This is a genomic window from Caldococcus noboribetus (assembly GCF_055389385.1).
The window spans coordinates 512,846-529,781 of the sequence record NZ_AP042475.1; the positions used below are offsets into that span (position 1 = coordinate 512,846).

The 16,936-nt window shown below is 58.8% G+C and carries 24 protein-coding genes; 13 read left to right on the top strand and 11 right to left on the bottom strand.

Annotated features, from left to right (window positions below; genetic code table 11):
* Positions 1–111 precede the first annotated feature (111 nt).
* Genes ACZ5GQ_RS02765 through ribC form a run of 6 tightly spaced genes read left to right on the top strand, consistent with a single transcriptional unit; the run spans position 112 to position 2,740 of the window.
* On the top strand, positions 112–297 hold the full coding sequence (locus ACZ5GQ_RS02765; RefSeq protein WP_498857109.1) for a hypothetical protein: 186 nt from the start codon (positions 112–114) through the stop codon (positions 295–297).
* The gene (locus ACZ5GQ_RS02770; protein WP_498857110.1) at positions 284–907 is read left to right on the top strand and encodes a stage II sporulation protein M; all 624 of its coding nucleotides are present in this window, start codon (positions 284–286) and stop codon (positions 905–907) included. The genes ACZ5GQ_RS02765 and ACZ5GQ_RS02770 overlap by 14 nt, the downstream gene beginning before the upstream one ends.
* The gene (locus ACZ5GQ_RS02775; RefSeq protein WP_498857111.1) at positions 904–1,629 is read left to right on the top strand and encodes a hypothetical protein; all 726 of its coding nucleotides are present in this window, start codon (positions 904–906) and stop codon (positions 1,627–1,629) included. The genes ACZ5GQ_RS02770 and ACZ5GQ_RS02775 overlap by 4 nt, the downstream gene beginning before the upstream one ends.
* Positions 1,616–2,122: a 3,4-dihydroxy-2-butanone-4-phosphate synthase gene (locus ACZ5GQ_RS02780; protein ID WP_498857353.1), complete on the top strand. Its 507-nt coding sequence runs from the start codon at positions 1,616–1,618 to the stop codon at positions 2,120–2,122. The genes ACZ5GQ_RS02775 and ACZ5GQ_RS02780 overlap by 14 nt, the downstream gene beginning before the upstream one ends.
* Positions 2,062–2,301, top strand: a complete 240-nt coding sequence (locus ACZ5GQ_RS02785; RefSeq protein ID WP_498857112.1) for a 3,4-dihydroxy-2-butanone-4-phosphate synthase — start codon at positions 2,062–2,064, stop codon at positions 2,299–2,301. Before ACZ5GQ_RS02780 ends, ACZ5GQ_RS02785 begins: the two co-directional genes overlap by 61 nt.
* Positions 2,302–2,323: 22 nt before the next feature.
* Positions 2,324–2,740, top strand: a complete 417-nt coding sequence (gene ribC, locus ACZ5GQ_RS02790; RefSeq protein ID WP_498857354.1) for a riboflavin synthase — start codon at positions 2,324–2,326, stop codon at positions 2,738–2,740.
* On the opposite strand, the gene ACZ5GQ_RS02795 is transcribed toward ribC, so the two are convergent.
* The gene (locus tag ACZ5GQ_RS02795; protein ID WP_498857113.1) at positions 2,735–3,400 is read right to left on the bottom strand and encodes a DUF2250 domain-containing protein; all 666 of its coding nucleotides are present in this window, start codon (positions 3,398–3,400) and stop codon (positions 2,735–2,737) included. The two genes, ribC and ACZ5GQ_RS02795, sit on opposite strands and share 6 nt — an antisense overlap.
* A 49-nt stretch (positions 3,401–3,449) precedes the next feature.
* Here ACZ5GQ_RS02795 and ACZ5GQ_RS02800 point away from each other — a divergent pair, with 49 nt between their 5' ends.
* Positions 3,450–4,160 carry a DUF72 domain-containing protein gene (locus tag ACZ5GQ_RS02800; protein WP_498857355.1) on the top strand — a complete coding sequence of 237 codons (711 nt, stop codon included), beginning with the start codon at positions 3,450–3,452 and terminating at the stop codon, positions 4,158–4,160.
* On the opposite strand, the gene ACZ5GQ_RS02805 is transcribed toward ACZ5GQ_RS02800, so the two are convergent.
* The 8 genes from ACZ5GQ_RS02805 to ACZ5GQ_RS02840 form a co-directional block, all read right to left on the bottom strand.
* Positions 4,140–5,162 carry an asparagine synthase C-terminal domain-containing protein gene (locus tag ACZ5GQ_RS02805; RefSeq protein ID WP_498857114.1) on the bottom strand — a complete coding sequence of 341 codons (1,023 nt, stop codon included), beginning with the start codon at positions 5,160–5,162 and terminating at the stop codon, positions 4,140–4,142. The two genes, ACZ5GQ_RS02800 and ACZ5GQ_RS02805, sit on opposite strands and share 21 nt — an antisense overlap.
* Positions 5,163–5,181: 19 nt before the next feature.
* A complete protein-coding gene (locus tag ACZ5GQ_RS02810; RefSeq protein ID WP_498857115.1) occupies positions 5,182–6,126 on the bottom strand; it encodes a CobD/CbiB family cobalamin biosynthesis protein in 945 nt (314 codons plus the stop codon).
* Positions 6,123–6,845 (bottom strand): adenosylcobinamide-GDP ribazoletransferase, encoded by a 723-nt coding sequence (gene cobS, locus ACZ5GQ_RS02815; RefSeq protein ID WP_498857116.1) that lies wholly within the window; start codon positions 6,843–6,845, stop codon positions 6,123–6,125. The genes ACZ5GQ_RS02810 and cobS overlap by 4 nt, the downstream gene beginning before the upstream one ends.
* Positions 6,836–7,912, bottom strand: coding sequence for a pyridoxal phosphate-dependent aminotransferase (locus ACZ5GQ_RS02820; protein ID WP_498857117.1), 1,077 nt, complete (start codon positions 7,910–7,912; stop codon positions 6,836–6,838). Before ACZ5GQ_RS02820 ends, cobS begins: the two co-directional genes overlap by 10 nt.
* On the bottom strand, positions 7,884–8,399 hold the full coding sequence (locus tag ACZ5GQ_RS02825) for an NTP transferase domain-containing protein (protein WP_498857118.1): 516 nt from the start codon (positions 8,397–8,399) through the stop codon (positions 7,884–7,886). Before ACZ5GQ_RS02825 ends, ACZ5GQ_RS02820 begins: the two co-directional genes overlap by 29 nt.
* On the bottom strand, positions 8,392–9,474 hold the full coding sequence (locus ACZ5GQ_RS02830; protein ID WP_498857119.1) for an adenosylcobinamide amidohydrolase: 1,083 nt from the start codon (positions 9,472–9,474) through the stop codon (positions 8,392–8,394). The genes ACZ5GQ_RS02825 and ACZ5GQ_RS02830 overlap by 8 nt, the downstream gene beginning before the upstream one ends.
* Positions 9,461–10,477, bottom strand: a complete 1,017-nt coding sequence (gene cobT / locus ACZ5GQ_RS02835; RefSeq protein WP_498857120.1) for a nicotinate mononucleotide-dependent phosphoribosyltransferase CobT — start codon at positions 10,475–10,477, stop codon at positions 9,461–9,463. The genes ACZ5GQ_RS02830 and cobT overlap by 14 nt, the downstream gene beginning before the upstream one ends.
* 75 nt (positions 10,478–10,552) lie before the next feature.
* Positions 10,553–10,858 carry a translation initiation factor gene (locus ACZ5GQ_RS02840; protein ID WP_498857121.1) on the bottom strand — a complete coding sequence of 102 codons (306 nt, stop codon included), beginning with the start codon at positions 10,856–10,858 and terminating at the stop codon, positions 10,553–10,555.
* A 92-nt stretch (positions 10,859–10,950) separates the two neighbouring features.
* On the opposite strand from ACZ5GQ_RS02840, the gene ACZ5GQ_RS02845 reads away from it, so the two are divergent.
* Positions 10,951–11,193 carry a TFIIB-type zinc ribbon-containing protein gene (locus ACZ5GQ_RS02845; RefSeq protein WP_498857122.1) on the top strand — a complete coding sequence of 81 codons (243 nt, stop codon included), beginning with the start codon at positions 10,951–10,953 and terminating at the stop codon, positions 11,191–11,193.
* On the opposite strand, the gene speB is transcribed toward ACZ5GQ_RS02845, so the two are convergent.
* Positions 11,186–12,118 carry an agmatinase family protein gene (gene speB, locus ACZ5GQ_RS02850; RefSeq protein ID WP_498857123.1) on the bottom strand — a complete coding sequence of 311 codons (933 nt, stop codon included), beginning with the start codon at positions 12,116–12,118 and terminating at the stop codon, positions 11,186–11,188. The genes ACZ5GQ_RS02845 and speB overlap by 8 nt on opposite strands.
* Before the next feature lie 56 nt (positions 12,119–12,174).
* On the opposite strand from speB, the gene glyS reads away from it, so the two are divergent.
* The 3 genes from glyS to ACZ5GQ_RS02865 are packed head-to-tail and all read left to right on the top strand — an operon-like array spanning position 12,175 to position 14,731.
* A complete protein-coding gene (glyS, locus tag ACZ5GQ_RS02855; protein WP_498857124.1) occupies positions 12,175–13,929 on the top strand; it encodes a glycine--tRNA ligase in 1,755 nt (584 codons plus the stop codon).
* A gap of 5 nt (positions 13,930–13,934) precedes the next feature.
* Positions 13,935–14,282 carry a hypothetical protein gene (locus tag ACZ5GQ_RS02860; RefSeq protein ID WP_498857125.1) on the top strand — a complete coding sequence of 116 codons (348 nt, stop codon included), beginning with the start codon at positions 13,935–13,937 and terminating at the stop codon, positions 14,280–14,282.
* Complete coding sequence (locus tag ACZ5GQ_RS02865; protein WP_498857126.1) at positions 14,279–14,731, top strand: hypothetical protein; 453 nt, start codon at positions 14,279–14,281, stop codon at positions 14,729–14,731. Before ACZ5GQ_RS02860 ends, ACZ5GQ_RS02865 begins: the two co-directional genes overlap by 4 nt.
* On the opposite strand, the gene ACZ5GQ_RS02870 is transcribed toward ACZ5GQ_RS02865, so the two are convergent.
* Positions 14,728–14,949, bottom strand: coding sequence for a DUF2283 domain-containing protein (locus tag ACZ5GQ_RS02870; RefSeq protein WP_498857127.1), 222 nt, complete (start codon positions 14,947–14,949; stop codon positions 14,728–14,730). The two genes, ACZ5GQ_RS02865 and ACZ5GQ_RS02870, sit on opposite strands and share 4 nt — an antisense overlap.
* Positions 14,950–15,116: 167 nt before the next feature.
* Between ACZ5GQ_RS02870 and ACZ5GQ_RS02875 the strand changes: the two genes are divergently transcribed.
* On the top strand, positions 15,117–15,335 hold the full coding sequence (locus ACZ5GQ_RS02875; RefSeq protein ID WP_498857128.1) for a DUF3311 domain-containing protein: 219 nt from the start codon (positions 15,117–15,119) through the stop codon (positions 15,333–15,335).
* Positions 15,336–15,341: 6 nt separating this feature from the next.
* Positions 15,342–16,850, top strand: coding sequence for a sodium:solute symporter family protein (locus ACZ5GQ_RS02880; RefSeq protein ID WP_498857129.1), 1,509 nt, complete (start codon positions 15,342–15,344; stop codon positions 16,848–16,850).
* Positions 16,851–16,936: the final 86 nt, after the last annotated feature.

Genomic DNA, 16,936 nt, shown 5'->3' on the forward strand with positions numbered 1-16,936 from the left:
GGTTCTGCCCTTCGTGGCTCATCACCGCCAGTGTTGACCCAGAGCTCTGTGTTTGCTGAAAGCTATATTCATTTAACTTTTAACGGACAGAAGCTACTGGGCCAGGTAGGCTTGGGCGGGGCCTCCGAGTTCAAGGTAAGCTTTACTCGGTGCGCCAGCCCTGAGGAGTGCCTAAGGGCGTGCGAGAGCGCCCACCTCATTGAGACCACCCCTGAGGTGCTCCTCAAGGTGGCTGACAGGATAGCCAGGGACTGCGTTGTCCTGGTAGCGTGGGGTGAAGGGAGTGGGCCTGCTTGACGACGCTTTAGACGAGCTAGCCGGCGACGACACCTACAGGAGAGCCTGGTACTTGTTTATAGCAGTCTTTGGGTTAGTGGCTGTTTTGGTGGCCACGTTCTACAGGGAGATAATAAGCAGCTACTTAGGCCAGTACCTGCTGAACCAGACGCAGAGCATAAGGAGCATAGTGAGCTTTGTAAACACGTCATCGCCTTACTTCTACGCCGCCCTGCCAGGCATAATATTCGCCAAGAACTCGTTGACGGACATAATGGACTTCGTCCTCATGATAACCATAGTATTTCCAATATTTGTGATAATACTGAACGGGGGCCTGGTCGGTTTCGTTAGTGTCTACACGCTGCCTATTCACGGCAACTCGCTCGTCATATTTTACTTCCTCGCGCCACACGGAGTTATAGAGATACCGGCGTTCTCCCTGGTGGCGTCCTCTATGATTCTCATCTTCAGGCGAGGCCTGAGCAAGGCCTACTCTATAGCGTTCTCGCTGCTGGCGCTCTCGGTGCTCATGCTAGTGGTCGCAGCGCTGACGGAGTCGAGTATAACAATACTGGCGGGCTCCTTCGTGCAGGCCCTTACAAACGCCACCGCTGGTGCGATGCCTTGAGCTGGCTTCGAGCGCTCCTTGCCGCGCTGCTCCCGCTGCTTATACTGATAGGCAACAGCTCTGTGCCTGTTCAAAACTCTACAGTAGCCCTCACGTCGCCCCAGCTGGCGGCGCTAAAGGCGGGCAGCGCCGAAGTTACATACGTTAGTCTTTCGGCTGGCAGCTCGAGGATAGCGGTCTACCGCGTCAGCGGCCTGGTCCTTATACTCATCTCTAACGTGTCCCTTAAGCTTGTTAACGTGAGCCCCACCTACGTTCAGCCGCTCGGGGGCTGGACCGCTGACGTGGCTCTTTGCGTCAACAGTAGCGGCAACGTTTCTCTGGCAGGGCTCTGGCAGGGGGACTCCTATGTAAATGCCGGCGAGGTCCCTGGCCTTGAAGGCCTTGTAAGCGAGTCCAGGGCAGGCTGCGGCCGCTTAGTTGAGTTTGAGGGCGGCCTGCCCGAGTTTCAGCCCTTAACTTACTTCACTAACTCGACGTGGCTCTCGGTCCTGTTGAGGGGCGACGGGTGGTATACTGATATAGTACTGGGAGGCCTGGTGAACAGTTCCACCGCCGCCGGCTCGCGGCCACAGGGCCTGCCGCCGCCCATATACATAGTAGGTCCAGGCGGCAACGGTAGGCCCCTGGGCAGGGATCTGTTGGAGGGACCCTACATTCTGTTAATAATCTCCCTGCTGGCCCTAACTACCTCGTTGGTGGTTGAGCGTGAGCATAGATGATGCCATAAAGGCCTTCAAGAGCGGCAGGCCCGTGCTGATATACGATTCCGACTCCAGGGAGTCAGAGGTGGACCTGGTATACCACGCGTCCTCGGTGACGCCGGACGCCATATACACTCTAAGGACCATGGCTGGGGGTCTCATATGCTTTGCCACCAGGTGGTCCATAGCCAGCTACCTTGGGGTGCCGTGGGGCGACGACCTCATAGCCTCGGTGCCGGGCCTGAGGCCCCTGACAGAGAGGAGGCTGTTCTACGGCGACAGGCCTGCCTTCACAATATGGGTGAACCACATGTCGGTGAGGACGGGCATAAGCGACATTGACAGGTCAAAGACCGTGAGGGAGCTCTACGAGGTAGTCAGGAGGTTCATCTCTGGCGACAAGGAGGGCGCAGGAGGAAGTTCCTTGGAGAGTTCCAGGCCCCTGGGCACGTGCCGCTCCTGGCCTCCAGGGGGCTCAGGAACAGGAGGGGGCACACGGAGCTCAGCATAGCTCTCTCAGTGCTGGCTGGCCTTGAGCCTGCCACGACCTTTGCTGAGATGCTCGACCGCGGCCCCTCCCTGAGCCTTGAAAAGGCCAGGGCCGTGGCTGAGAGGGAGGGCCTGGTACTGGTGAGCGGCAGGGAGGTGGTTGAGGCCTGTGAAGGAGTCGAGATGTGTTGGAGTGATTGACACCACGTTCTCAAGGGTTGACATGGGCTCCGTCGCCGAGGAGGTGCTGAGGGAGGAGCTGCCGGACTACAGGGTAGTCAGGTACACAGTGCCAGGCATAAAGGACCTGCCCGGGGCCGCCCGCAGGCTCATAGACATGGGGTGCGACGGCATCATAACGCTTGGCTGGGTCGGCGCCTCCCAGGTGGACAAGTACAGCTACATCGCCATGAGCGTCGGCCTTGTAATGCTCTCGGTGCTCACGGGGAAGGTCATAATTGACGTGACTGTCCACGAGGACGAGTCCCAGGACCCAAGGGAGCTCAAGGAAATAGCCATAAACAGGGCGAGGGCCCACGCGGAGAACCTGGTGAAGCTCTTGACTGGAGGTCTCGACGCCCTCAGGCCGTGGGCTGGCCAGGGCGTCAGGCAGGGAAGGCCAAGCGTAGGCCCCCTATGAAGTCCTCCTGAGGCCGCTGTACCTTATGAGCATCTTTGTCATCTCGCTGACCCTGTAGTAAACGTGGTGGGTCCTGGTCTCGGGCTTCGGCTTAGCCTTCCTGTGGGAGGCTTTTATGACCTTCTCCTTCACCTTTACCACGAGGCCCAGGGCCTCAAGCCTGTCCAGTAGGTCCACGGTGTTGCACGGGGTGTCGCCGACCACCTTGGCCAGCGTGCCCGCGTGCTCGTTCTCGGCCTCAAAGAGGAAGAGGAGGAGCTTAAGCACGTTCTTGTGACCTGCTAGGTACTCAAAGTACTTACAGAGCTCCTGGGGGTTGTGCATTAGGTTCCTCACGAGGCTCTCCCCCTCCCTGCTCAGCTCATAGTACACGTGGTGCTTGTGAACCTCATCGGAGAGCTTAAACCTGGCCTCGCTGCGCTTTATTGATGAGCCTCCCACCCTCCTCTGTATCAGGCCAGAGGCCTCAAGCTTGTCAAGCTCCTCCACAACCTTATCTATCGGGACCTCTATTACCTTAGATATGGATCCAGCGTAGTCCACGTTGGCCTTCTTCAGGTGAAACAGTATGTAGAGCGAGAGGGGGCTCAGCGACATTAACTTGCCTTCAACCTCGTTGCCCTTGTCAGCGCTCTCCTGCGCGGCCTCGCACCTCCGCAAGTTAGTAGCAAGCCTAAGGGCCTTTAAGCTAGCTGACGGGGACAACACTATGGAGGCCCAGGGCTTGGAGGTCTACGTTGGAACCTCCGGCTGGCTCTACGACTGGAACGAGGACGGCAGTCTTGACTGGTACGTGAGCAACAGCGGCCTCAACGCCGTGGAGCTCAACGCCTCGTTCTACAGGTTCCCCTTCCCGTCGCAGGTGAAGGGGTGGGCCAGGAGGGGCTCGGGCCTCAGGTGGTCCATCAAGGTAAGCAGGCTCATAACTCACGTGCACAGGCTCAACGAGAGGGCCCAGGAGCTCTGGCTTAAGTTCAGGCAGCTCTTCTCACCAATGGACAACCTCATAGACTTTTACCTCTTCCAGCTGCCCCCTAACTTCTCGTTTAGCGAGCAGAACCTGGGAAGGCTGAGGAGCTTCCTGGCCAGCGCAGGGCTTGGCCAGAGGGCAGCCCTTGAGTTCAGGCACGAGTCCTGGTTCACGGAAAGCGCTATTGAGGAGGCCAAAGGCCTTGGGGCCACGTTCGTGTCTCTGGACTCCCCACTGGGAGTAATAATAAGGAGCTTCAACGATGTTGTCTACCTAAGGATGCATGGGAGGGGCAGCTGGTATGCCTATAACTACAGCAGGGAGGAGCTCATGGAGGACGTCAACGCCATAAGGTCCCTCAGCCCTAGGAAGGTCTACGTCTTCTTTAACAACGACCACTGGATGTTAGACAACGCCAGGTTCATGCTCTCAGCCCTTAGGGCCCTTTGAGAGGAGCCTGGAGGCCCCTGACAGATTGGAAGCGTCGTCAGAGTAGACGGAAAGGCGCCCCGCCTCGTCAATGTAAGTGCCGCAGAACCTGCAGAAGCCGTTCCTAAGCTCAGACCCGCATATGGGGCAGGGACTCTCGGCGGCCCTCCCAGGCATGGGGAGCCCGAGGGACAGCCTCCTGCTCAGCAGGTAGGCGTGGGGCCTCGAGGGGACCAGCACGCCCGTGAGCGCTGTCAGCCTCCTGACCTCTTCATCTCCCACCAGGGACGACATAAGTTTCAGCAGCTGCTCCGAGCCGCTGCCCCTGGTTATGGGGTCCTTCCTCCTCCAGGCCACCAGGCTAAGGCCCTTGAGTTCCAGGACCCTTCTCATGAGATACTTGCCGTATGTGACCCCATTGACCTCCTTGATGTCGCACCCCTCCCTTAAGGCCTCCCGTGAAACCGCTTTGGCCTCGTCGCTGTAGAGCGGCAGGAGCACGTTAACGCCGAGCTGGGCCGATATGGGGAGCGAGTTGAAGAAGGCGCTGCTGATAGCCCTGTTGAGCCAGCCCTCCAGGTGCTCCCTGTCCCTGCCGAAGAGGAAGTCATAGCCCATGAAGAGCTCGTCCCCTCCGTCGCCAGTCGCCACGCACCTGCAGCCGAGCTCCCTGGCCTTCCTGAGCCCAAGGCAGACGGCGCTCCCCGAGACCACCTCAATGGGGTCTATGGTAACCATTGACCTTAGCGCGATGTCGACGCACTCCATGGCCTCCTCAGGGGTTGGCCTCACCTTGACCAGCTCGAGACCCAGGACCTTGGAGACGTACTCCACGTACGGCTCGTCGGCGGAGCCCTCGAAGAGCACCGTGACCAGCTTAGGCCTTAAGCCTGCCTCGACAGCTGCTAGTGTGACGAAGCTCGTGTCTATGCCGCCGCTGAAGAGCACGCAGTCGCAGGAGCTCCTCTTAAGCAGGTCGCCCACGTCGCGGAGGAGCCTGAGGCCCAGGGCCTCGCAGCTCAAGTCACTTTCACTTCCGCGCTCAGGCGCGCAGCAGGGCTAAAATAACAGCCTCGCAGCTCACCATGAGCGCTGCCGACGTTATGGCTATCTTAATGGACCCCTTTATGTCCTGAGGCCCCGGGAGCCTGCCAAACTCTGGGCAGAGGGTGTAAGAGCTCCTCTTCTCGAGGGTCACCCCAAGGCTTCCCGCCATGGCCGACATGGGCGCGCCGGCGTTCCTGCTTTCAGTCAGCCCTGAGCATGAGGCCCACGCAGCGGCCGCCCTCCTGGCAAGCCTTGCAGAGGCCGCTACTATCAGCGCGGCTGTGAGCCTTGCTGGTATATAGTTAGCCACGGTGTCAGCCCACGCGCTCATCCAGCCAACCTTCAGGTGCTCAGGGTCCTTGAAGCCCAGGGCGCCGTCCAGGGTGTTTATGATCCTCTGCGCCAGGGCCCCAAGGGGCCCAAGGAGGGCGTACCAGAAGAGGGGGGAGACGAAGCCGTCGTTAAGGCTCTCAGCCAGGGACTCTATGGCAGCTGAGGCCACGTGACCCGCGTCCTCCCTGCTTAAATCCCTCCTCACAAGGCCCTGGGCCAGGGCCCTGGCCCTGCTTAGGTCGCCCTCCTCAAGGGCCTTCCCAGCGCCGCTCACCTCGTCTATAAGTAGCCTCAGGGACGCCGACGTCTTAGTTATGTAGCCTGCCACGAGAACCCATGCAATCGGGCCGAGCCTGTATGCAAGGTAAAGCGCGGCCGCGTAGGCTACCAGGTGAGACGACATCACGGCAGCCCATATTATAATGCCCCGCGCGCGTGACGCGAAGGGCCTGTAGAGCCTGAGCGCCATGAAGTAGGAGGTGTGGACAGGGTGCACCTTCAGCATGAGGCCGCTGTGGTAGGGGTAGACTATGTCAAGGGCTATTGCGAGGGCCAGCGCTGAGAGGAGCTCTAACGGCCCTGGGTAGAGGAACCTGGGCAGGATCAAGCCAGGACACCCAGGACCAGGGCCGCTAGCCCGCTGACCTCTATGGAGGCGCCTATTACATCACCGTTGACAAAACCAAGCCTTGAGTTCGCGTCGACGGCCACGACGAGGCCTACTAACAGGGCCAGTGCGCTTATTATGCTAAGCGGCCTCACGACTGCTATGGTAGCCATTATTATAAGGTAAATCAGTACGTTTAACATAAGCTGCCGGCTGTCCTTGGCGGCCCTCTCAAAGTGGGAGGCCATGCCATCGTAGGGCTCCTGAACCCCAGCCCTGGCGGCGACGAAGGAAGCCTCCAGGGACGAGGTGTATGCGGCTATTATGATTGCTGGGTCCCTGTAGAGATAGTATAATGCCGAGAACCTGGCAAGCAGGGCAACGGCCACTGATATGATAGCGAAGGACCCCCTTCTGGGATCCTTAAGGACCTTCACCGCCTCCTCGCCCCTCAGGCCCGAGCCCAAAACATCGCTGTAGTCCGCCAGCCCGTCCAGGTGGAGCCCCCCTGTTACAGCGACATGAGCTGCTATCATTACTGACGCCGCGAGCAATGGCACGGGCTTAATAGCTGACACGGCAAGGCCTAGGAGCGAAACTATAATACCCTCTACGAGGCCTACCACCGGCACCATGTAGAAGCTTGAGGCGGCGGCCTCAAGGTTCCCAGCCCCAACGGGGAGCCTGGTGAACAGGGCCAGGAGGTCCTTCAGCCCCAACCCAGGACCACCCCGATGGCCTTTATGAGGGCATTGTTCTCCGCGGGGGCCCTGATAGAGATTCTCGAGTAGTGGCCGTCCAGTGAGTAGAAGGTGGAGGCGTCCCTTATGTAAAAGCCTTGGCCCAGCAGGGACCTCTGGAAGTGAGGGTTTGGCGGCTGGTGTCGGAGCAGAACGTATGGGGCTGAGGAGTCGAAGGCCACGAGCCCCATGGACCTCAGGGCTGAGGTAACCCTTGGCAGCTCCTGCCTGACCAGCTCCCTCCCCCGCTCCACGTGAAGCGCTGTTGACTTAAGTGCAAGGACCTTAGAGAGCGAGCAGGCGGTTATTGAATCTATGGGCCAGGCCTGCATGGAGCCCGCCACAACCTCAAGGGCCCTCCTGTTCGCAGTTACCATGGCCCCTAGCCTGAGGCCCGGTGACGAGAGGCTCTTGGTGAACGACCTGAGCACTACGATGTCCTCGCGGTCCCCCAGGCTGCGGCAGCCGGGGCAGAGGTCCACGAAGGCCTCGTCAACAACCATCCAGACGTTATTGGGCAGGGACGAGGCTATGCGATCTATGGACTTCTCGTCAGCCGCGAGGCCCGTGGGGTTGTTGGGCCTGGAGATCACGAGCACGGCGGGTCTCCTTGTGGCCCTGGCAGCCTTAATGACCATGTCCTCGTCAAAGGCGAAGGCGTTGCCTAGGGGCCTCATTGTGACCCTAACAAGCTCGAGGGATGCGGCCCTAGCAAGTAGTTCGTGGTCACCGAAGTTGGGCTCCACCACCACAAGGCTCCTGGCCCTGAGTGGGAGCGGTATCAGGGACAGCAGCTCGGCTGAGCCGTTGGAAAGCACTATGTGATCCTCATCGACATTTAGGAACTCGGAGGCAGCCCTGAGGAGGTTCATGTAATCACTTGGGGAGGGGTACCTGAGGTAAGAGCCCAGGGCAGCGCACTCGTTGACAGCGGCTCTCAGTCCGGGCGGGGGGCCTAGGGGGTTGGCGGGGGCGCTGAAGTCTAAAGCGCCCGGGGGAGCGGCCCCTCCGTGGCCTCTACTTGCACCTGCTGCGGGCCTCCTCAAGGGACTCACCGTCGTTGACATTTATAACATCCATGTCTATATCCACGTCGACCCACCTATCATAGCTGTAACCCTTGAAGATGGAGATGCCGACGTACTTGCCGCGGGCCCTCACAGTCACCACGGGCTCTGCGACTTCTAGGCTAGCTCGGTAGGCCTCCTCGAGGTCCCTGGCCCTCAGGCCGTATAGGTCAGCTGGAAGCACCAGCAGGGGCCTTGGCCTCACGGCGTTGAGCAGCCTTCTAAGGTCATAGCCGTACCCGCTGCCGTCTAGCACAAGCTCAGCAAAGCGAGGCGGGAGGGGCAGCCCCCTCAGGTACTCCAGGGAGGCCGGCGACGCCACTATGAGCGTGAGCCTTGACACGGACGACGCGGCGTCCATTACATGGCTTATGAGGGGCCTCCCGCAGACCTGAACCGCGGGCTTCCATGGGCCTCCAAGCCTTGAACCAAGGCCTCCAGCCATTATAGCTGCCACCTCAATCATGGCCCTCGCCCAGGAGCCTGTCATAGACCCTTGAGAGGACCGAGGCTGCCAGGGACGCAGCTATGTCGTCCTCAAACATTGGCAGCGCGGCTAGCCTGAGGCCAAGCCTGTCCTTCAGTGTGTCAGCCCAATATGTGGCAGTTAGCGCCTTGAAGCCATTTATGTAGAGGCTCAGCGCCGTGGCGAGAAGCTCGTCGGCTATCACCTTCTTGCTGTCAGCTGCGAACTCGTCAGGGCTGAGGCCCGGCAGCAGGCCCTCCTGACCCCTAATGTCGTTCTCCCTCGCGGCAACTATGAAGGCCCAGACGTTCGGGTCCTGGAGCAGATGATCGAGCTCGCGCGCAACCATTTCCTTGACCTTGTCCTCAGCCACGCTGGGCACGGGGGCTGACCTGTACAGTTTCATGGCATCATCTACTAGCTCCTCGAGGCTGAGGCCCAGGGCCCACGAGAGCACCTGCTCGCGCGGGGGCCTCTCTGAGGTGATCGCCCTATAGACAAGGGACGCCACCCTGGAGCCTATTGTGGTTGCCTGCCCAGCCCACAGCGCACCTGAGGGGTCCAGGGTTGCGGCCACAGTTATGGCGTCGCTTACAGTGCCTGTAGCCCTCCCGCCCTCGCACCTGAGCATCAGGTCCGCCGAGGCGGCGGCCTTAGTCTCGGCCACGACCCTGAGAAGGTCTAACATTGCTGACATGGTCAGCCTCTCAGGGACCCAGGCAACTACATTTATGGTGGAGGGCGTGAGCGGGGCGTACGTTAGTCCCATGTTATGGCATGAGGGGTGGGAGAGGCCCACGGTGGCGACAACTCCATAATTCCCGTCTGTAGCTTTCCTGTACCCGCTCACGTCGGCCGCGGTGAGCATCACTGGGTCGCTCCCGCTGAGGCCCAAGGACTTCCTGACCTCGTCCTTGAACTTCTCAGGCCTTGAAAGGTCATCGGAGTCAGTGACCTGGTAAATTACAACCCTTGAGGACCTCACCAGGCCCTCTGGGTGGGCCGTGGTGAGCAAGTGCATGGGGGAGTCAAAGTTTACTATAAGGTACCTGTCGCCCAGCTCAAGCGCTACCAAGGTCCTTTAACCTCTTGTACTCCGAGTATATAGCCGACTTAACGCTACTAACGTCAAAGCCCATCTTAGCGGCTAAAACCATGGTGCCCCCGGCGCCTACCCCCTCCTTAACGAAGCCCCTCTCAAACATCCTCAGTCCCTCAAAGGGCGAGTCAGCAAAGTCAACCTCGGACCCCTCCAGGTCCCTGACGCCAAAGGCCTCAGCTATCGCCCTTATGTTTGACGTCCTGTCGTTAAGGATCCACCTGGTCGTCCAGAGGGAGAGCCTGCTTGTGTCGACGCCAGCGCCCTTAAGGATGGCCAGCACTGCCCCCATCTGGGTTCCCCCAGCCAGCACAGCGGAGGCCCCCTCCTCCATAGCTCCAAGGGCCACGCCCGCCATGGTGACGTGGACAGGGTCGCCGACGGCGTCAACTATGCTGAATATGTCTGACCCCCTGCTGACCCTGCTGAGCGCCTTAGACACTACCTGCCGCTTCAGGTCCCTGGGGTTGTCTGGAGAGGCGCTGCTCACGTAGTTCACGCCATCCAGGCCGACAGCGCTCATTATTGCCGCCGCCACGGTGGTGCCGCCAGGTATTGTCTCGCCTATGAGGACGACGTCATGACCTCTTGATATGAGCCTCCCTAGGGTCCTCGCCTCCTCAAAGAGTGACCTGGCGGTCCCCTCAGGCATTGCGGGCCCCTCAGCTATGTTCCCCCCATGTCTAGCGCTGGGAAGCCTTACGTGGGGCGCCCTTATTCCATAGTAGGTGCCAGCGTCGACTACAAGGTAAGGAACCTTCATGAGCTCAAGCACGGCCCTAGTTATCAGCGCCGGCGTGGGCAGGCCGTCGGGAGTCATGGGGATCACTTTCATAGACCTAGGAAGCCCGAGCACGAGGTACTCAAGGTCAAGCGTGGGAGTGTAGAGGGTTCCCTCAGGAGAGGGGCCAGCTATGCTAAGGCCTGGAATTGTTGACGTGAGCGTAGAACCGCCCACGTAGACGCCTATTGGCCGCAATATAGCCCCTAGCTGGCTAGGGTAGCCAGCCATTTAAAAAAGCCTTGAGCTTAAGGCAAGTATGTGTGAGGAAACTCACTCTATTATCATTATGTTCTCTTCAGGGAAGCCCATCTTGACAAGGATCTCCTTGACCCTCCTCCTGTGGTCGCCCTGTATCTCTATCCTTCCATCCTTGTAGGTGCCGCCGGCGGCCAGCTCGCTCTTCAGCTTTGAGGCTATCTCTTTGAGGTTGAACTGCTTACTGTCTATGCCCTCTATAACGGTGACCTGTTTGTTGAACTTCCTTACCTCAAGCCTTATCTTGATAATCTGCTGCTCTGCGTTAAGCTGCTCGCAGATCTCAGGAGGCAGCCCTCCACACTCCAGGTTCTCAGACATGGGTTTTTGCAGCCACCCCTCCCTCTCTTGCTGATAGGCTGTAGCTAAGGATATATACGTTTGCCGGGCCGCTACCTTTAGGGTAGCCTAAGGTGTCAGAGGAGCCTACAAACGAGGGCGAGGCCCAGGGAGCAGGTGAGACCGGGGAGGTGGAGCTTTACGGCATTAAGCCGAGGGAGGTCTACTACATGTGCCTCAGGTGCGGCTACAAGGCCAGCAAGAGCGAGCTGAGCCGGTACTACAGCATGGTGTGCCCAATGTGCGGCTACAGGGTGTTCGTTAAGGTGAGGGCGCCCTCGACCATAGTTGCCCCGAGGAGGGTCTACGCTATTTAGAGGCCCTCGCCTGCGACGTATAGTGCTTGAGCATAGCTTCTATTAGGACCTTGGCCGCGAGCGCCGCCGTGCCACCTCCCGGGTCGTAGTGGGGGGAGACCTCAACAACGTCTACTCCAACTAGCCTCTCGTCAACTATGCGGGACACCAGGTAGAGCCCCTCGTAGGGCGTGAGGCCCAGGGGCTCCGGGTTGCCCACGCCTGGGGCGTAGGCGGGATCAAAGGCGTCCATGTCAACGGTTACATAGGTGCTCTCGCAGCCCTTAAGGGCCGAGAGCACGTTGGAGGCCACGTTAACGGGACCCAGAGTCATTATGTCCGAGGGCCCGAAGATCGTTATTATGTTGTCCTTGGACCTGGCGAACTCAAGCTCCTCCCTTGAGAACGCCCTGGCGCCTATGTAAATTAGCTTAGGTATGTTAACCTGCTCCAGCGCCCTCCTCATAAAGGTCGCGTGCCCCACCTTGAGGCCGAGGTACTCGTTCCTGAGGTCCAGGTGCGCGTCAAACATGACAACGCAGGGCCTCCTGTCGGCCAGGGCCCTGAGTGCGCCTAGGGTTATCGTGTGCTCGCCGCCTAACATGACCGGGAGGCCAGAAGAGGCCAGCTCCCTCACCGCGGCCTCCACCCTAGCTAGGGTCTCGCCCGTGTCCCCTATGGAGACAGCCACGTCCCCTTCATCGAAGGGCGACAGGTCCTCAAGGTAGACGTCCTTTATGAAGGCGCTGTTGCTCTCAAGACCGGCCGCCGCGAGCCTGACGGCGTCAGGGCCAAACCTGGTGCCCGGTCTAAAGCTCGTCGTGGAGTCGTAGGGGACCCCTATTATCCTGTACTTGGACTTCGGGTTGCCCTCTATTCCGGCGAACTGCCTGTTAGCCGTGGTTATGTAAAGCCTTCCGAGCCCCATCTCAGCCCCCTTGGTCATGTCGCTTCAATAGATTAAAACCTCATGCACAGAGGGAACGCGGGAAGTGAACAGGATTGACAGAGGAAGACATCTATGACAAGATTGTCGACCTGGCCAAGAGGAGGGGGTTCTTCTGGCCCAGCTATGAGATATACGGCGGGCTCGCCGGATTTTATGACATAGGCCCTTACGGGCTGGCCGTGAAGCGGAAGATAATAGAGGCCTGGAGAAAGTTCTTCGTGTTCAACCACCAGGACTACGTAGTTGAGATAGAGACTCCAGCCGTGGGGCCCTCCATAGTTTACGAGGCGAGCGGTCACGTTGAGAACTTCACAGACCCCGTTGTCAAGTGCACCAAGTGCGGCAGGATATACAGGGCTGACCACCTGGTGGAGGAAGTCCTTAAGGTCAGCGCTGAGGGGCTGAGCCCTGAGGAGCTGACCAGGAAGATAAGGGAGAACAACATAAGGTGCCCCGTCTGCGGAGGGGAGCTCTCAGATGTGGGCACCTTCAACCTCCTCTTCAAGACTCAGATAGGCCCCTACGAGGGAAGCGTCGGCTACATAAGGCCAGAGCTGGCCCAGGGCATGTTCACCAGCTTCAGGAGGGTCCTTGAGTCCATGAGGAACAGGATGCCGCTCGGCATAGCCCAGGTGGGCAGGGTCGGCAGGAACGAGATAAGCCCAAGGCAGGGCATGATAAGGCTGAGGGACTTCACAATAATGGAGATGGAGTTCTTCTTCGACCCCCAGAGCGACAGCTGTCCAAACCTTGACAGGGTCCTGGACCGCAAGCTAAGGGTCAGACAGTACAAGGTTCGCCTTGAGGGCGGGGAGCCCCAGGAGTTCACCGTGAGGGAGCTCATAGAGAAGAAGGTGGTGGTGCACCCGTGCATGGCGTATTGGATGGCAGTGGGCCTTGACCTAGTTAAGTACATAGGCGTGCCCGAGGACGAGACCTTCTTTGAGGAGAAGGGGCCCAAGGAGAAGGCCCACTACGCCACGCAGGTCTTTGACCAGCTGGTCAAGACCTCAAGGTGGGGCTGGGTTGAGGTGGCTGGGTATGCCTACAGGGGCGACTACGACCTCAGCAGGCACATGAAGTACAGCGGGCAGGACCTAAAGGTGTTCGAGCCTTACAAGGAGCCCCGCGTTGAGAAGGTCAAGAAGGTGCTTGTGGACCTGGCTTACGCGGGCCGCACCTACAGGTCAAGGGCTTCTGAGGCCATCAAGCTGGCTGAGTCCCTGCCCGCGGAGGAGGCGGAGAGGCAGCTCAGGGAGAGCGGCAAGCTCAGGGTAGGGGACTTCGAGTTCCCCGCCTCGGCAGTTAAGATAGTTGAGGTTGAGCAGAAGGTCAGCGGCAGGAGCTACATCCCTCACGTGGTTGAGCCCTCATTCGGCACTGACAGGCTGCTCTACGTGGCCCTAGAAAGGGCCTACAGGGAGAGGGAGGGCAGGGTAGTGCTCTCCCTGCCAAGGTACCTGGCACCTGTTGACGCTGCGGTGTTCCCGCTTATAGAGGGCGAGGAGAAGCTCGAGTCCAAGGCCAGGCAGCTCAGGGACCTCCTGGTCTCCGCGGGCTTCACCGTGCTCTATGACGACTCGGGCAGCATCGGCAAGAGGTACGCTAGGGCTGACGAAATAGGCGTGCCCGCGGCCTTCACGGTTGACTACCAGACCCTTGAGGATGGCACAGTGACTCTGAGGGACAGGGACACGTGGCGTCAGGTCAGGCTCAGGCTTGAGGACGCGCCCGAGGCCTTGAAGAAATTTATTTATAACTTGGCGGACATAGCTCAGCTTGGGAAGCCTGTAGAGCCTGAAGGGTAGAGATCATGAGCTCCGGTGACGAGGGTAAGGTGGACATAGGCAAGATGTTGTCTTTCATACCTCCCGCGTCGGCCCTCTACTCAAAGCAGACCAAGCTGCAGGAGAAGAGGGTGAAGCTCATACACGACCCCGCGGTTGAGCAGGGGACGCTGAGGATCTCGAAGAAGCTGGCCACGGAGCTCGGCATAACTGATGAGGCTGAGATAGCCGTGGGAGGCAAGATAAGGCTCAGGTTCAAGGCTGTCATAGATGAGTCCACCGACGATGACACCTCGGTGTGGGCCAACCCCGACGAAATGAAGGGACACGGAATAGCTGACAGGAGCACCGTGTCCGTGAGGTCCCCGAAGTGAGTGGCTGCAAAGTAAACTGTAACAACATAGCTGAGCTTCTTCAGTTCAACGTCAATAAGATAGCCCAGGCCCTCCAGGAGCACGCGGACCTCCTGGAGAGGATGAGGGGGCAGCTGAACCAGTACATGTCGCTGAGGGATGAGGAGAAGGAGAGCATGGTAGAGCAGATGGAGGAGACCATCAGGTCCCTCAGGAGCGCCAGGGAAGGGATAGAGAAGGCCACTATGGAGTACGAGGCGCTCGTCGGCTGTTGCCTTACAAGGGACGACTACATGGAGGCCCTCCTGGGCTACTACATCATGGCGGGCTCGAGGAGGGAGAGGGAGCTCCTGAAGGAGGCCAGCAGGGTAGTTGACGTAAGCGAGGACCTTGATGGAGTCGGGAGGGTGACGAGGCTGATACAGGAGGTGCTGATCAGGGCCTCCTCTAAGGCAAGAAAGGGCAGCTAAAGGTTAAGCCTGCTGCTGGCATTCTGTATAACTATGCTTATCAGCTCATTACCGCTTATGTTGACTATTGTGCCGTCATCTAGCATAAAGCTCTCCTCGGCCTCCTTGTCGCTGAACCCTATATACAGCGTGTCGCTCTGCTTGTCATACTCTACCCACATGTTACCTATGTCATCGACCACTAACTTCCTTGGATAGCCCTCGCCGGCCTCCTGCAACGCCGGACCCCCTTTCCTGCTTCTCAACCTTAGTTAAATAGGGTTTGGACTACGCGCGGGCCTTATGTCTACCAAGAAGTTTAGCAAAAGGAAGTGTGGTATATGTTAGCTTTAAAGGGAAAGACTTAAAATTGTATACAGTTTTCAAAGAAATCCTGGCGGTGAAAGTGAGCAAGGGGCTTACGGTAGGACAGAAGGTGGTGATTGCGATACTTCTTATAATACCCCTCGTAGTCTACATGGCGTACACTACTTACGACTTTGCCAGCCCGTCCCTTGGGGGCGTTCCGTTCTTCTACTGGTACCAGACGCTCTGGCTGGCCATATCATCGCTGTTGTTCATCATAGCCGCAGTCCTGTGGGAGAGGTGGCTTAGCGGGAGGTGAGGCAGCTTGTTAGGCACAGCCGGCTGGGTTACCTTCTGGGCGCTCTTCGTAGTCTTTGTGTTCCTGGGCTTCTATGGGGCCAGGTGGAGGAGAGGCAACTTAGCCCAGCTGCACGAGTGGGCCCTGGCTGGCAGGAGGCTTGGAGTGTTCCTTGCCTGGTTCCTCATAGGCGCTGACCTTTACACGGCGTACACCTTTGTAGCGGTTCCGTCACTAGAGTACGCTCAGGGCGCCCTGGCCTTCTTTGCGGTGCCCTACGTCTCCATAACCTTCGCAGTCGCCATGCTGTTTATGACTATGCTGTGGGACAAGTCAAGGGAAAAGGGCTACATAACGGCAGCTGACTTCGTCCAGGACCAGTTCAACTCCGTGACGCTGGCCATACTGGTTGCCCTGACTGGCATAGTAGCCGAGCTGCCCTACATAGCGCTTCAGATTGACGGCATGAGGGCTGTGCTTGAGGTCATGATGGCGGGCCTCTCAAGCGCCAAAGAGGTCTCCGAGATAGCTCTGGTGGTGGCATTCATAATACTTGCAGCCTTCACCTACACCAGCGGCCTCAGGGGCTCGGCCCTTGGAGCTGTGTTCAAGGACGCCCTGGTGTGGCTGGGAGTCATATCGCTTGTGGTCCTGGTGCCGCTCTCTATAAACGGCGGCTTCTCCACGGCCTTCAGCGTGGCCGCCAAGCATAACCTTGTCAGCGGTGTTGACTACCTTAAGCCTGCGTTCGCCTCAGCCTATGAGAGCCTCTTTATAGGGAGCGCGCTGGCGCTTTACCTTTACCCGCACGCTGTTAATGGCTCCCTCAGCTCAGAGTCCAGGAAGGCGCTTAGGTACAGCACAGCGCTTTTACCCATTTACGGCATAGGGCTCGCAATACTTGCGCTGCTCGGCATACTGGTTTATGCCTCCCCAGGGGCCGAGAGCCTGCTCGCCCAGTTCCCGCCGGCCGAGAGGGGCCTGTTAGCGGTCCCGGCCCTCGCCGTGGCTACCTTGCCATCATGGTTCGCCGGCATAGTGCTCCTGGGCATATTCGTAGGTGGCATGGTACCAGCGGCAATAATGGCCATAGCTCAGGCCAACCTGCTGGTCAGGAACTTAATAAAGCCGTTCTTCAGGCTCAGCGAGAGGGGGGAGACGAGGGCGGCGCAGTGGGCCTCGGTCTTCTTCAAGTTCCTGGCCCTCGGCTTCGTCTTCGTGACCCCGCTGACCTACGCCATCCAGCTCCAGCTCACCGGAGGAATAATAATACTGCAGACCCTCCCGCCGGTCTTCCTGGGCCTCCTGACGAGGAAGCTGAACAAGTACTCCCTAATTGCAGGGTGGGTCGCCGGTATGTTCTCAGGCATATACCTGCTGCTCCTGGCTAATCACTTTGGCCCGTTGACAAAGTCGGCGTACCCTGTGTTTGGGTACCCGCTATACATAGGCGTCCTGTCGCTTGCAGTAAACGTAGCTGTCGTACTCCTGGGCACGGCCATAGCTTATGCCGCTGGCTGGAGGTCCAATAAATGAAATGACCAGTTAATCGGTCACAGGTTATCGTTTTTGACTTTTAAATTATGAAGCCTCACATGACGGTATTTCCGGACAATGTTCGC